Source organism: Arthrobacter ipis, assembly GCF_014694315.1.
In the GTDB taxonomy this organism is placed as follows: Bacteria; Actinomycetota; Actinomycetes; order Actinomycetales; family Micrococcaceae; genus Arthrobacter; species Arthrobacter ipis.
Genome location: NZ_JAAOXD010000003.1, coordinates 702,160 through 716,084 on the forward strand (window position 1 = coordinate 702,160; position 13,925 = coordinate 716,084).

The 13,925-nt window shown below is 64.2% G+C and carries 11 protein-coding genes; 4 read left to right on the forward strand and 7 right to left on the reverse strand.

What is annotated here, in order from left to right; genetic code table 11:
- From G9E11_RS10340 to G9E11_RS10350, 3 genes are all read right to left on the reverse strand, one after another.
- Positions 1-1,084: amino acid permease (locus G9E11_RS10340; RefSeq protein WP_190605981.1), on the reverse strand; the 1,084-nt coding region annotated here is incomplete at its 3' end.
- A 97-nt stretch (positions 1,085-1,181) separates the two neighbouring features.
- Entirely contained in the window at positions 1,182-2,114 is a 933-nt protein-coding gene (locus tag G9E11_RS10345) for a glutaminase (protein WP_190605331.1), read from the reverse strand.
- Positions 2,111-3,709 carry a PucR family transcriptional regulator gene (locus tag G9E11_RS10350; RefSeq protein ID WP_190605332.1) on the reverse strand — a complete coding sequence of 533 codons (1,599 nt, stop codon included), beginning with the start codon at positions 3,707-3,709 and terminating at the stop codon, positions 2,111-2,113. Before G9E11_RS10350 ends, G9E11_RS10345 begins: the two co-directional genes overlap by 4 nt.
- Positions 3,710-3,900: 191 nt before the next feature.
- Between G9E11_RS10350 and G9E11_RS10355 the strand changes: the two genes are divergently transcribed.
- Positions 3,901-4,566, forward strand: a complete 666-nt coding sequence (locus G9E11_RS10355; protein WP_190605334.1) for a cyclodeaminase/cyclohydrolase family protein — start codon at positions 3,901-3,903, stop codon at positions 4,564-4,566.
- A gap of 428 nt (positions 4,567-4,994) precedes the next feature.
- On the opposite strand, the gene G9E11_RS10360 is transcribed toward G9E11_RS10355, so the two are convergent.
- Complete coding sequence (locus tag G9E11_RS10360; protein ID WP_311764341.1) at positions 4,995-5,594, reverse strand: MBL fold metallo-hydrolase; 600 nt, start codon at positions 5,592-5,594, stop codon at positions 4,995-4,997.
- Between the two features lie 136 nt (positions 5,595-5,730).
- Between G9E11_RS10360 and G9E11_RS10365 the strand changes: the two genes are divergently transcribed.
- Positions 5,731-6,363: a dihydrofolate reductase family protein gene (locus tag G9E11_RS10365; protein WP_190605336.1), complete on the forward strand. Its 633-nt coding sequence runs from the start codon at positions 5,731-5,733 to the stop codon at positions 6,361-6,363.
- Positions 6,364-6,408: 45 nt separating this feature from the next.
- The gene (locus tag G9E11_RS10370; RefSeq protein ID WP_190605337.1) at positions 6,409-7,227 is read left to right on the forward strand and encodes an alpha/beta fold hydrolase; all 819 of its coding nucleotides are present in this window, start codon (positions 6,409-6,411) and stop codon (positions 7,225-7,227) included.
- A gap of 2,078 nt (positions 7,228-9,305) precedes the next feature.
- On the opposite strand, the gene G9E11_RS10380 is transcribed toward G9E11_RS10370, so the two are convergent.
- From G9E11_RS10380 to G9E11_RS10390, 3 genes are read right to left on the reverse strand one after another with little or no spacing between them, the layout of a single operon-like run.
- Positions 9,306-11,696, reverse strand: a complete 2,391-nt coding sequence (locus G9E11_RS10380) for an ATP-binding cassette domain-containing protein (RefSeq protein ID WP_190605342.1) — start codon at positions 11,694-11,696, stop codon at positions 9,306-9,308.
- Positions 11,697-11,731: 35 nt separating this feature from the next.
- On the reverse strand, positions 11,732-12,142 hold the full coding sequence (locus tag G9E11_RS10385; protein WP_190605344.1) for a VOC family protein: 411 nt from the start codon (positions 12,140-12,142) through the stop codon (positions 11,732-11,734).
- Positions 12,143-12,151: 9 nt separating this feature from the next.
- Positions 12,152-12,595 (reverse strand): helix-turn-helix transcriptional regulator, encoded by a 444-nt coding sequence (locus tag G9E11_RS10390; protein WP_190605346.1) that lies wholly within the window; start codon positions 12,593-12,595, stop codon positions 12,152-12,154.
- A gap of 122 nt (positions 12,596-12,717) precedes the next feature.
- Between G9E11_RS10390 and G9E11_RS10395 the strand changes: the two genes are divergently transcribed.
- Positions 12,718-13,899 carry a type III polyketide synthase gene (locus G9E11_RS10395; RefSeq protein WP_190605347.1) on the forward strand — a complete coding sequence of 394 codons (1,182 nt, stop codon included), beginning with the start codon at positions 12,718-12,720 and terminating at the stop codon, positions 13,897-13,899.
- The last annotated feature ends 26 nt before the right edge of the window (positions 13,900-13,925 follow it).

Below are 13,925 nucleotides of genomic sequence, written 5' to 3' on the forward strand. Positions count from 1 at the left end.
CGGCTTTGTTCATGCGCTGGGCGAACTTGGGGGCGGAGCCGGCCACGGACATGGAGCGCAGGATCCGGCCGGTGGAGTAGAGGCCGGCGTTGAGTGAGGACAGGGCGGCGGTGAGGACCACGAGGTTCATGATGACGTCCACGCCCTGGATGCCGATGGAGCCGAAGAATGTCACGAAGGGGCTGACGCCCTTCTGGTAGGAGGTGAAGGGCAGGAGCAGGGCGAGCAGGATGACGGAGCCGACGTAGAACACGGCGATGCGGAAGACCACGGAGTTGATGGCTTTGGGCATGATTTTTTCGGGGTTTTCGGTTTCGCCGGCGGCGGTGCCGACGAGTTCGATGGAGGCGTAGGCGAACAGGACGCCCTGCATGAGGATGATCATGGGCAGCAGGCCGTTGGGGAAGATGCCGCCGTTATCGGTGATGAGGCTGAAGCCGGTTTCCTGGCCGGGGACCGGGGTGCCGAAGATGACGAAGTAGGTGCCGATGAGGAGGAAGGCGACGAGGGCGGCGACCTTGATGATGGCGAACCAGAATTCCATTTCGCCGAAGACCTTGACGGAAACGAGGTTCAGGCAGAGGACGACGACGAGGGCGGTCAGTGCCCAGACCCATTGGGGGACGTCGGCCATCCAGGGGATGTAGTTGCCGAAGAAGTTCATGTAGAGGGCGGCGGCGGTGATGTCCACGATGGTGGTGGTGGCCCAGTTGATCCAGTAGAACCAGCCCGAGACGAAGGCTGCTTTCTCGCCGAAGAATTCGCGGGCGTAGGAGACGAACGAGCCCGAGGAGGGCCGGTGGAGGACCAGTTCGCCGAGGGCGCGCAGGATCAGGAAGGCGAAGAAGCCGCAGACGGCGTAGGCGATGACCAGGGACGGCCCGGCAGCGTTGAGCCGGCCGCCGGCGCCGAGGAACAGGCCGGTGCCGATCGCGCCGCCGATGGCGATCATCTGGATCTGCCGCGGCTTCAGGCTCTTGTGGTAGCCCTTGTCCTCCGCATGGAGCGCGGTTTGCGTGGCATGCAAATGGTGCGGGACAGCCTGATGCAAAGCAACCTCGTCGTTGGGGTTGTCCTGGGGCATGTTATTCCTTTCGAGCCGGAAAGATCGGACCGGTTAGGGGAATGAGGTGGAGGAATGGATGACCGTCTGAGGCCAGCGGGGAAGGTTTGGCGGTCCGTTAAAAAACCGACCAACCTGTGCGGTCGGAGAGATCGGCGAGCGCAGCGCTGCCAGCAAGGGAATTGCCTTTGGCGTCCAGCCGGGGACTCCAGACGCAGATGGCGCAGTGACCGGGAACGATGACCAGGATGCCTCCGCCCACGCCGCTCTTTCCGGGCAATCCCACGCGGTAGGCGAATTCGCCGGCGGCGTCGTACATGCCGCAGGTCAACATAATGGATCCGATGCGTTTCGCCTCGCTTCGGGACACCACAGTTCCAAAGGCTCCGCGTCCGTCATGGGCGAGGAAGAGGCCGGCCTTGGCCAGTTCCACACAGGTCATCATGATGGAGCACTGGCGGACATAGTTTTCCACCACGGCCTCGGCGGACTGCCGGAGGTTGCCGAAATTCTTGAGGAAGTGGGCCAGGGCCAGGTTGCGGCTGCTATTCGAGAGTTCGCTGGCCGCGGCCGCCGCGTCGATGAAAGGCCCTGCCTGTCCGGTCTGTCCGGTGAGAAAGCTCAGGAGCGCGGCGGCGGCGTCGGGGGTCTCCTCCATCAGGTGGTCGGTAACCACCAGGGCGCCAGCGTTAATGAACGGGTTCCGCGGGATGCCGTGTTCCACTTCCAGCTGGACCAGGGAGTTGAAGGCCGTGCCGGAAGGTTCGCGCAGCACCCGGGACCACAGTGTTCCTGAGCTGTTCAGGCGAAGCGCCATGGCCAGCGTGAACACCTTGGAAATGCTTTGGATGGAAAAGGGGACATCCGCGTCACCCGAGGCAAAAACATCCCCGGCTGCGGTGGCCACAGCTATTCCGAATCGGTTAAAGGGAACCCCCGCCAGCGATGGGATGTTTGCCGGGACAGAGCCGGCTTCCTTCTGTGGCCTGTGACTGCGGACGATGTCATCGAGCATCGGGCCCAAAGGCGGAGCATCGAGTGTTGTGGTCATTTCCTGCCTTGAAGTTCGTTGTGAGAGCAGGCCCACTCCTGGACATGCAGCAGCGCCACCAGCGCATCGCGGGGCTTGCCGAAATCAAGGCCGGTAACCCGGGCGGCCTTGCTGATCCGGTAGTAGACAGTGTTTTTGTGCAGTGCCATGCGTTTGGCGCACTCAGCGACGTCGAGCGAGGAGTCGAAATATACGCGCAGGGTTTCCGCGAGTTCGGCGTCGTCCTGCAAAAGGGCGGACAGGCTCCGGTGGCGGAAAGACGAGGAGACGAACCTCCGGACGGCGTCCTGGAATAGGATTTCGGGCTCGAAGTCAGTCACTGTGGCTACGGAGGTGTCAGGGGAGGCGCCGATGCAGTCCAGCAGGGCCTCGGTGATGGGGGTGACCGAGTGGAGTGCCAACAGATCCGCTGCCACCGGGCCGACGGCGGCGAAGGGGCTGATGCCCAGGTGCCTGGTTGCGTCCCGGACGATGGATTCGGCCAGGCTCCGGAGCCCGGGTTCCGCCGCAGCGGACAGCAGACCTGGAACGATGACGGCAGTGTCGCCCTTGAATTGCCCGACTACCGCGGACGCCTTGTAAGCGGCGGCGTGGATGGACGCCAGACTGGCGAGCTCACCGTGCTTCAATGCGGCATCGTCGGCCTGGGTGTCTGCGCGGGACATTCCTATCAGGATCAGTGCGGCGGGACGCTCCACCGGGATTTTCCCGCTCCGGGCACTCGCAGCGGCCTCGGCAGCTCCGGACAGAATCCGGGCAATGCGGTCCTCGCGCATGTGCACGGACTGCTGATTGCGATAACGGATTAGCTCGGCGGAGGCCCGGGCCGCGGATCCCGTGAGCACATAGTCAACATCGGCGGTGAAGCCGTCCCCGGTTTCCTGAAGCCAGATATACCCCATGATCCGGTCACCGGCGAACAGCGTGATTGCTACGCGTTCCCTCAGGCCGTCCTGCGGCCTGGCCGGCACACGCACAGGGAGCCGGGTTCTGTGCAGTTCCCGGTAGGCACCGAGGTCCTTAAGCAGCAGTTCGTATTTCCGCGGTCCGCGCCGGGCCAGGATGGACGCCGTCCGCAATTCGTCGATGTCGTTCGAGACCGTGGAGTAGGCCAGGACCTTGTTGGCGGCATCCTCAATAACCACATGGCTCGAGGTCAGGCGTGCGGTGGTCTGAGCGATGGCAAACAGGTCTTCTTCCAGCAGCGTCAGCACTTCGCTCTGGTAACTGCGCGGCTGGATCCGGTCCTTGGCGATCGACAGGAGCCGGTCCCAATCGGCAGCCGGGTCCACCAGCAGCAACCCCGTGCCCGCAGTGCCCAGCAATTCCTCGGCGTCGGTCAGCTCTTCGCGGCTTCCCTTGACCGCAACAACAGACGGCGGGTTCTTCAGGAGCCGGCGCAACGCCGGCAAAGCCGAGCGTCCACGGACGCCTATCAGCAGGACAAAGGCTGCCCCGGCGTCGGCCGTTTCATCGTCGGCATCAACGATCAGGAACCTTTCGACTGCCGAACGCTCGGGGGCGGGCCGCATGATGAGGGTGGCGAAACCCAGGGGGAAGTCCGAAAGGATATCGTCCACCGTAACCGCGGCCATGGTTTCCCTTCTGCGTCGATCCGTCCGGACGGCTCTGTCCGGTCACCTCATGGTATCGACCGGATTTCCCCCGAAATATGTGACGGAATCCAAACGGGGTTGCCGGTTTTCGGGTTCCGGCCCAATGCGCCGGGATTTTCGGTTCACGCGGCTAGCCCTGATCGTGCTCCGACTTAGGGCAGACTGGTGCCATGAATGATGATGCGAAGGCGGTTACGACCCAGGGTTCGACAGTTGAGGACTGGACGCAGGCGCTGGCAGAGTCCGTTGGTTCCCCTGGCGGCGGCGCCGGGGCGGGCGTGATGCTTGCCATCGCCGCGTCACTAGCTTCCATGGTCGCGGGATACACGGACGCCGACGGGGACCAGCGGCAGGACCTGGCCGATGTTCACGCGCGGGTCCGCTCGCTCCGGGAGGCCGCCCTTCGGCTGGCCGATGAGGATGCTTCAGCGTCCCAGGCTTTCGGCGCCGCCTTCCGGCTGGATCCGGGGCCGGAGCGGGAGGATGCGATACGCCGGGCATCGGTGGACGCCGCCAAAGCCTCTGCCGTGCTCGGCGAGCGCGCCATCGATGCCATTGGAGATCTGGAGTGGCTGGCGTCGAACGGGAACCCGGCGCTTGTTGCCGACGTCGTCGTCGCGTGCGGTGCCCTGCGGGCAGCGGTGACCGGGGCGCGGACCAACGTGCGTTTCGACCTCGCGGCGCTCACCTCCGCAGGCCGAACGCCCGAGCAGATCCGCGAAGACCAGCCGGCCCTGTGGTCCACCGTCGAAAATCTTGACGCCGCAGTTGAGCGGATCGACCGGCTAACCGCTGAGGTGAATCACCGCTCCCCTCCTGCTGGCTCCGGCTCGTAGGACGCAAGGCCTCCCGGAGCCGAATGCGAGCTGTTTGGCGACGACAAGCAGTCGGGGAAGTTATCCGGCCGGCTCTGGTTCCGACACAGGGACAACAGTGTGACCCAGCGCCGAACCGAACAGTTCACGGGGCTCACACCCCGAGGCCCGTATCCAAAAAAGTTCCCCGGAGGGCGTGACAGTTTCCACGTACCCGACGCGGATAACCGTTCCTCCCTGTTCCACCCTGACCTTCGTCCCTATGAGGTCGCGCGCATCATGTGTACTTCCTGAAACTGTCCCCGGCGTCACTGTCGGTGGCTCCTTGCATTTGAACGGCGTCAGCCTGACCCTGCATACAGCCCAGGCCTAGATAAATGAACATCATTCATTTTATGCGACGGGCGCAGGTTTTCATAGCCGCGATGCGCGGAGTGGCCCAGCCGGCTTTACGGCCTCGAGGCGGACGCCTGGCTGCGCAACGCTGCGAGCGCGTCCGCCAGAGGCATGCGGAGTGCAGGGCCATGGCCCGGGGTGTGCCCTGGCAGCAGAACGGCCTCAGGCTTGCCGGGAAGGCGACTGAGCGTACCGGCGCTCCAGGCCTGGGCGGCGGTAGCCGGTTGCGCCTTGAGGGCACCCGCTTCAATGACGTGGGCCATCCAGCGGAAAACGCGGGGCCGCCAGGCGCGGACGATGACCTGGCCGAACGTGACCTGGTGCTTTTCCTTTCCTTGGACATGAGCCAGCTCTTCCGGCGCACACAGTATGGGGGTTCCATAGGTTTCGGAGAAGTAGGCCGCTGAACCGGTGTGGTCGACGTGGCCGTGCGTGATGAGCATGGCGCGGGCGTCGGCGGGCCGCAGGCCCATATGGCGGATGGACTCAAGGACCAGGGCGCGGTCGGAGGGATATCCGCTGTCGATAATCATGAATCCGCTCTCGTCGCGGACAATGATCCAGTTTGACGCGGGCCCCTCGACAAAAAAGACGCCGGGGCACGGTTCCGATGTGCTGGAGGAGGGCTGCCACATAGTTTTCTGCTGCTTCACATGCACATCCTAGATACCGGTCCGCGGCGCCGGGCGCCATTTCGCCCTCGCGTGGCTACTGCAAGTGTGCTTGTCTGAAGCAGGTAGCGCAGATCCAGCGGGGGTCAGCGGCCGTGGTTCGACGAGGTGAAATGACATGAGGCTGACCACCACCACCAACGTTTCGGTTGACGGCGTCATGCAGGGGTTGGGCGGACCGGACGAGGACCGCAGCGGCGGCTTTGACCGCGGCGGCTGGGCCATTCCGCTTCTCGACGCCGAAGCAGGGGACTACCTCAACCAGGTTTACGGAGGCTCGGACGCGTTCCTCTTTGGCCGCCGGACGTACGAAATCTTTGCCGGCTACTGGGGAGTGATGCCCAACCCGGAGGCGAACCCGATTGCCGCCGCGCTGAACAGCCGGCCGAAATATGTGGTTTCGGCCAGCCTCGCCGATCCGCGGTGGGCAGGTACGACTGTCCTTCAGGGCGACCTCGCCACGGCCATCGGTGATCTGAAGGCGAATCACGACGGCGAACTGCTGGTGCCGGGCAGCGGTGTCCTCGTCAGGTGGCTGCTGGCCAACGACCTGGTTGACCGGCTCGACCTGGTCACCTATCCCGTCGTCGTCGGCCAGGGCGCACGGCTGTTCCCCGATTCCGGTCCCGACCTCGCGCTCGAGCTGGTCAGCTCGCGCAACACGTCCCGGGGCATCACCATCCAGACATATCGGCCCCGCGGCCGGCCGGAGTACGCGACGTCCACTGTGGACCCCGAAGAAGTGTTCTAGCTGCGCCGACCCGCAGCGACCAGGTGCGCAGATTAGGCTGACGCTGTGGAGTACAACGCCCGCGGAATACCAGTCCATTATGTCGAGCACGGCAACGGGGTGCCGATCCTGGTGTTACACGGTGCCGGCGTGGATCACCGGGAGATGGTCGGTGCCATGGAGCCGATCTTCAGCGAGCTAGCTGAGTGTCGGCGCGTTTATCTTGATCTGCCGGGCATGGGGCACACGCCGGCCGGCGCGCTGGACAGTGCCGACGACGTTCTTGACCTCCTGCTCACGTTTGTCGATGGCGTCATCGGTGACGGGCAGTTCCGGCTTATGGGCCATTCCGCCGGAGCGTACTATGCCCGAGCCATCGCCGGGAGGCGTCCGGAGCAGGTGACGGGGCTCGCGTTGATCTGTCCGTTGGGTGAGAACGCCCGGAATCTTCCTGTGCACCAGGTCTTGCACGCGTCGGTCGATCCGGGCGAGACTCTCGGCCCGGCCGACGAGAGGGTGTTCCGCGACTACTTTGTCGTGCAGACGCAGGCCACGTTGGAGCGATACAAGGAGTACGTCCTCCCCGCCCTTGGTCTGGTTGACGAAGCCGGACTCGAGCGGATCGGCCAACACTGGCTGTTCAGTGCCGGTCCCGAAGGGGGCACGCCGTACTCCGGCCCCGTCCTCATAGTTTCCGGCCGCCAGGACTCCGTGGTGGGGTACGCCGCGCAATGGGATCTGCTCGAGCTCTATCCGCGGGCTACATTCGCCGTGCTCGACGGCGCCGGTCATGCGTTGCCGCACGAACAGCCCGCCCTCACCAAGGCGCTGATCGCGGAGTGGCTCGACCGCGTGCGCGAACGTCGCTTTGGCGCTGATTCGTGAGTCGAAGCGGTTGAGCCGTGATTGCCGTTCGCCACGGGCGGCCGGTTAGCAGAGTCTGTCCAGGGTCTCGTTGAGGGTGGACTCGATCTGGCCATTCAGGAGGTCACGCTTGTTCTGGCTGGACCCGTCCTCGAACTCAGTGGATCAGGAGACCGAGAGCGAGGTAATTCGAGATCGAGGACTTGAAGGACCCGACACTGACGCGGGCCAGGGGAGCGTTCCGGCCAGCCTAACGCCCCGCTCCTTCGTCATCCGCTGGGAGAGAACAGGGCGGAAGTCAACGTCGTGCGGCAGCGCGTCATTGACCTCGGGCATCCCTGAAGTGTTGCTGAGCAGTTCCCTCACGGTAATCGGACCTGCGCGGCCCGCATGCCGGCGATGTTGCCGGCAAAGGATTGGTCACAGGTTTGCTCGCGAGGCTCGACGCCGAGGTTCCGTCATCATGGCGTGCGGATCGGATCGCTGGGGGGAAATGCCAATCGGGCGACGGGGGAGGGGATCCTGCTCCCAAGCGGTCGTAGCGCATTGTCCCGGACCGGAAAGTTGCCATACCCCGCCAAGGGCTCGCTGGACGCGGCTGGGCAGCGACCAAAACGGCATGCTTCGGTAATCCTCGGGCCCGACAGGAGCCGGATAACCGGTCACAGCACGAACCGTCCAGACTTCTTGATTCTTGAGGATTTCACGGCCAACGGCGCTGACGTGCGCGGCGCTGGTGCTCACGAGCCCGTCCTGCCAACACTTTGCACTACTGCGCCTTGTGCATCACGGCTCGGGTGATTTGACCGGGCTGCCGAGAGGACAGGACGGAGGAGGGGCGATCGGGCATCGGATGCCATGATCGGGGGTTACTGGTAACAGTGCATATTCACTGTCGAACTATTCAGGCGTCATCGGAGGGAAATCGCTCCGGATGCTTGGGGTCCCTTCCTCTTTCCCGCCAGTACTCGTCCCGTTGCCATAGCGAGAAACGGGTTATTAGGACGATCATCACGACGGCGGCAATTGCGAAGAGGATGGTTCGCGTCCAACGCCAGGGTTCCGAGTCGATTCCGAGGATGCTGAGGATGGAGGAGACCAACATGGCGACCGTAATTGGAAACGTCCAGTAGAGGACCCGTTTGAGTCTCCGTTGCACGTCTTCAGTCGTTGCCACTGTTGCCTCCATTGAGCTAGTCGCTGTCCCTGGGCGATTTGTGCCGACTTGAAGTTCTCCGAAAAACGACCTGCCTCAAGCGGCAGTTACCGTTCCCTTCCTCTGGTGCCAGTCATTATCCGTGTCGGCTTGGTTCCTGGATAGCGGGACCAGGGGTCTGCTGCTGCGGTGGCGTGTTTTGCGTGACTTGGCAGCTGTTTGATCCCAACCAGGCTGCGTAACGGCCGACGTACCGGAGGAGGAGGGATGATCTTGCATCGGATGCAATAATCACTGTTCTACTTTACATAATGCTGATTATCGGCGTTATGAGTGCGGGCTCAGAAGTGGGTGTGAAGGCTTCCCTGGATGGCCAAGTCCAAGTCCGATGCCTTCCGGCCCGCAGCATGTCGGCGAAATACGGGCGTTCGGCCGCAGTTTGGCGCGCGGACTCGGCCGGCGTCGACTTCACGCCCACAGGATTCGAACCATGTGTCTGCGCCGATGTCCTGATGGATGGTCATCGGACGATCACATCGTCCTGCCAGTTCGCCAGGGTCGCGTCACCTCCACAGGATTACTTGACATAATGTCGCCCAACCGATCCATCCCCTGCCTTAGGACAGTTGATTCGGGCGCTTCCCCGGCCTAATTCGGTGCGTGAATGTTAGAGGCTGCTGCGCCAAGCACGTCAGCGCGGTCGTGGAATTTCCGCGCCAATGCGTAGGCCTCACGGGACTCGTCCGTGAACTCCGCACCTGCAAGATCGCCCGCCCAGTCCAGAAGATCAGCAATCTTCTTCAGGTGCTGGTACCGAGGCTCGTCCCTCTGCTGCATATTCACGTGGATCCCCCAATGTTTCGGTGGCAAGGCTGAATCCCTGCCCCGATGTCCTAGGTATACCACTCGTTTGGTTGAGCCTTCAATAAGGTGGCTTACTAAGTCAGCTGGCGCCGACGTAGGCGGAGAGGTGCTCGCCGGTCAGCGTTGAACGGCCGGCAACAAGGTCAGCCGGCGATCCCTCGAAAACGATCTTGCCGCCGTCGTGGCCGGCGCCGGGTCCGAGGTCGATGATCCAGTCGGCGTGCGCCATGACCGCCTGGTGATGCTCGATGACGATCACCGACTTGCCCGAGTCGACCAGCCGGTCAAGCAGGCCCAGCAAATTTTCGACGTCGGCCAGGTGCAGGCCCGTGGTCGGTTCGTCGAGGATGTACACGTCGCCCTTGTCTGCCATCTGTGCGGCCAGCTTGAGCCGCTGCCGCTCACCGCCGGACAGCGTTGTGAGCGGCTGGCCGAGGGTCAGGTAACCGAGCCCGACGTCGGCCAGCCGGTCGAGGATCTTGTGGGCGGCCGGCGTGCGCGCATCGCCCTCCTCAAAGAACTCCTCGGCCTCGGCCACCGACATCGCCAGCACCTCGGCGATGTTCTTGCCGCCCAGCGTGAACTCCAGCACCGCTGCCTGGAACCGTTTGCCGTCGCACTCCTCGCAGGTGGTCTCGACCGTGGCCATGACACCCAGGTCCGTGTAGATGACGCCGGCGCCGTTGCATGTGGGGCAGGCACCCTCGGAGTTGGAGCTGAACAGTGCGGGCTTCACGCCGTTGGCCTTGGCAAACGCCTTACGGATCGGCTCGAGCAGCCCCGTGTAGGTGGCCGGGTTGCTGCGCCGTGAGCCCCGGATGCCGGCCTGGTCGATCACCACCACACCCTCGCGCTTGGCCACCGAGCCGCGGATCAGCGAGCTCTTTCCGGACCCGGCAACGCCGGTCAGGACGCACAGCACGCCGAGCGGGATGTCGACGTCGACATCCTTGAGGTTGTTGGTTGACGCGCCGCGGATCTCCAACGCGCCGGAAGCGGAGCGCACTGAATCCTTGAGCTTCGCCCGGTCATCGAGGTGGCGGCCGGTGATGGTGTCACTCCCCCGCAGCCCGTCGACGGTGCCTTCGAAGCAGACGGTGCCGCCGCCGGTGCCGGCGCCGGGTCCGAGGTCGACGATGTGGTCGGCGATGGCGATGCTCTCCGGCTTGTGCTCCACGACGAGCACCGTGTTGCCCTTGTCGCGCAGCTGCAGCAGCAGGGAGTTCATGCGCTCGATGTCGTGCGGGTGCAGGCCGATCGTGGGCTCGTCGAAGACGTAGGTGACGTCTGTGAGGGATGAGCCCAGGTGGCGGATCATCTTGGTGCGCTGCGACTCTCCACCGGACAGTGTGCCGGACGGCCGGTCCAGGGAGAGGTAGCCCAGCCCGATTTCCGCAAACGAATCCAGAAGGTGCTGCAGCCCGGCGAGCAGCGGGGCCACGGACGGCTCGTCCAAACCCCGGACCCAGTCGGCGAGGTCGGTGATCTGCATCGTGCAGACGTCGGCGATGTTCTTGCCCCTGATCTTCGACGACAGCGCTTCCTGGCTGAGGCGCGTGCCGCCGCAGTCCGGACACGTCGTGAACGTGATGGCCCGCTCCACGAAAGCGCGGACGTGCGGCTGCAGCGAGTCCACGTCCTTGGACAGCATCGACTTCTGAATCTTGGGGATAAGGCCCTCGTATGTCAGGTTGATGCCCTCGACCTTGATCTTCGTCGGCTCCTTGTAGAGCAGGTCGTGGAGCTCCTTCTTCGTGAACTTGCTGATCGGCTTGTCCATGTTGAAGCCGGCTCCGCTGAAGATGCGCCCGTACCAGCCGTCCATGCTGTAGCCCGGAATGGTCAGGGCGCCCCCGCTCAGCGACTTGCTGTCGTCGTACAGCGCCGTGAGGTCGAAATCGCTGACATTGCCCATGCCCTCGCAGCGCGGGCACATGCCGCCGAGCCGGTTGAATGTCGCCTTCTCGGCCTTGGTCTTGTTGCCGCGTTCGACGGTGATGGCGCCGCTGGCCTTTACCGTCGGGATGTTGAAGGAGTAGGCGTTGGGCGATCCGATGTGGGGCTGGCCCAGCCTGCTGAACAGGATCCGCAGCATCGCGTTGGCGTCCGTTGCGGTACCCACAGTGGAGCGCGGGTTGGCCCCCATCCGTTCCTGGTCCACGATGATGGCCGTCGTCAGGCCCTCCAGCACATCGACCTCGGGCCGCGACAGCGTCGGCATGAAGCCCTGCACGAACGCACTGTAGGTCTCATTGATCATCCGCTGCGACTCTGCGGCGATCGTGCCGAACACCAGGGAGCTCTTCCCCGAGCCGGAGACACCGGTGAACACGGTCAGGCGGCGCTTCGGGATCTCGACGCTGACATCCTTGAGGTTGTTGACGCGGGCGCCCTGCACGCGGATCAGGTCATGGCCGTCGGCGGTGTGCGGTCGTAATGACTGCGTGTCCGTCTTCGTCGTTATCGTCATCGTGTCTCCATCTGTTAAACGGATAGTAGCGGGGTTTAGCTAACCTCGTTGATGCGGATCAGGTTCCCGGCCGGATCGCGGAAGGCGCAGTCGCGGACACCGTACGGCTGTTGGGTGGGCTCCTGGACCACCTCGGCGCCGCTGGCCTGCACCTTCTCGAACGTGCCGTCCAGGTCCGGAGTGCCGAGCACGAGGCGGGCGTAGGTGCCCTTGGCCATCATTTCGGTGATGATGCGCCGCTCATCCTCGGTGATCCCCGGGTCGGCGGCCGGCGGTTCCAGGACTATGGACGTGCCGGGCTGATCCGGAGGACCGATGGTGAGCCAGCGCATTCCGCCGTATCCCACATCGTTGCGGAGCTCGAACCCAAGGGTGTCGCGATAGAACGCCAGGGAGGCGTCGGCGTCGTTATGCGGAAGGAATGTCCAGTGAATGGTGAGGTTCATGCCGCCAGTCTAGGTGCGGCCGGACGGGACGGCTTCTCGATTCCTGACCGGTCTGCTCACTTGTTTCACCACGCATGACGGCATGCCTGCCGCCTCCCCCGCGGCCTGTGTCCGGTACGCGCTCGGCGGCATGCCGACCAGTTCGGTGAAGCGGCTGCTGAACGTCCCCAGCGAGGAACAGCCGACGGCGAAGCACACCTCCGTGACGCTGAGGTCGCCGCGCCGCAGCAGCGCCATCGCCCGCTCGATGCGCCGCGTCATCAAGTAGCTGTACGGGGGCTCGCCGTAGGCCTCCCGGAACTGCCGGCTGAGGTGCCCGGCCGACATGTTCACGCCACGGGCCAGCGCCTCGACGTCCAGCGGCTGGGCGTATTCCCTGTCGATGCGGTCACGGACGCGGCGCAGCAGCGCCAGATCGTCCAGGCGCTGTGCTGCGGCGGGTTTGCTGGTCACAGTCGCGATGGTGCTACGTCCGGCGGGAGTTGTCCAGTCCGCGCCTTGTCCAGTCCGGAGCTGCCCGCCATAGGTCAGTCCAATCCATTGTCTTAACCTGCGGTCTCGTTAAGAATGAACGAATGACGGTCTATGTGAGAGCCCTCGAAACCGCAGTTCCGCCTACTCTGCTCATCCAGCACGAGGCCCGTGACGTGTTCGCAGCCCAGCCCGGCCTGACACGCCTTGGCTCACGGCTCGTGTCCACGTGCTTTGATTCCGCCGCCATCGACACCCGGTACACGGCGGTCCGCGAACTGACCCTGGACTCCACCGCCGAAAATCCCCAGTTTTTTGATCCGCAGACCGGCCTGCTGCGCAGCCCCAGCACCAAGGCACGCAACAACCTCTTCGCCGAGGAAGCAACGAAGCTTTTCATCGATGCGGCGGACGCGGCCGTTGCCAAATGCGACGGTATTGATCCGCTGGACATCACCCACCTCATCACGGTCTCCTGCACCGGCTTTTTCAACCCCGGGCCGGATTACAAGATCGTCCGCGCCCTGGGCCTCAACCCAGCAGTGCAGCGCTACCACCTTGGCTTCATGGGCTGCTACGCAGCGTTTCCGGCGCTCCGTGCGGCCAAGTCATTCTGCGAGGCGGACCCGACGGCGGTTGTGCTCGTCGTGTGCGCCGAGCTCTGCTCCCTGCACGTCCGGACCTCCAACGATCCCGACACGATCATGGGATCTGCATTGTTTGCGGATGGCGCGGCGGCCGCCGTCGTGACAGCCCGCGTGGATCTGGAGTCTCCGCCGCTGCTCCAACTGGACCTCTTCGAGACGGTCCTGACCCCCGTGGGCGAGGACTCCATGGCCTGGAACATCGGCGATGAGGGCTTTGAGATGGTGCTCGGCAACTATGTGCCGCACATCATCGACGAGCACATCGTGGGCGCGCTCGAGCCGTTGCTGGCACGCGACCCCTCCCTGCGGGACCTCGCCTACCGCGACATTACCCACTGGGCCATCCACCCGGGCGGCCGCAGCATCCTGGACAAGGTCCAGTCCCGGCTGGACCTCACCGACGAGCAGCTGCGTCCGGCCCGCGAAACGCTGCGGAACTACGGCAACATGAGCAGCGCCACGGTGCTTTTCGTCCTCAAGCACATTCTGGATCTTCCGTCGCGGGAGGGTGCAGAACGAATCTGTTCCATGGCCTTCGGCCCCGGGCTGACCGTGGAAACCGGGCTGTTCACCAAGGTCAAGCAGCCGGCCGGTGAGCTTGACGCCGTGGCCGGCGAGGCCGAGCCGTCGCTGGCCTGACGGCCGTGAGGATCCCAGGAAGTGGC

What these genes read in the sequence shown, in the direction of transcription:
- G9E11_RS10345 (WP_190605331.1), bottom strand. Translation starts at nt 2,114, where the DNA reads ATGACCACAACACTCGATGCTCCGCCTTTGGGCCCGATGCTCGATGAC.
- G9E11_RS10350 (WP_190605332.1), bottom strand. Translation starts at nt 3,709, where the DNA reads ATGGCCGCGGTTACGGTGGACGATATCCTTTCGGACTTCCCCCTGGGT.
- G9E11_RS10355 (WP_190605334.1), top strand. Translation starts at nt 3,901, where the DNA reads ATGAATGATGATGCGAAGGCGGTTACGACCCAGGGTTCGACAGTTGAG.
- G9E11_RS10365 (WP_190605336.1), top strand. Translation starts at nt 5,731, where the DNA reads ATGAGGCTGACCACCACCACCAACGTTTCGGTTGACGGCGTCATGCAG.
- G9E11_RS10380 (WP_190605342.1), bottom strand. Translation starts at nt 11,696, where the DNA reads ATGACGATAACGACGAAGACGGACACGCAGTCATTACGACCGCACACC.
- G9E11_RS10385 (WP_190605344.1), bottom strand. Translation starts at nt 12,142, where the DNA reads ATGAACCTCACCATTCACTGGACATTCCTTCCGCATAACGACGCCGAC.
- G9E11_RS10395 (WP_190605347.1), top strand. Translation starts at nt 12,718, where the DNA reads ATGACGGTCTATGTGAGAGCCCTCGAAACCGCAGTTCCGCCTACTCTG.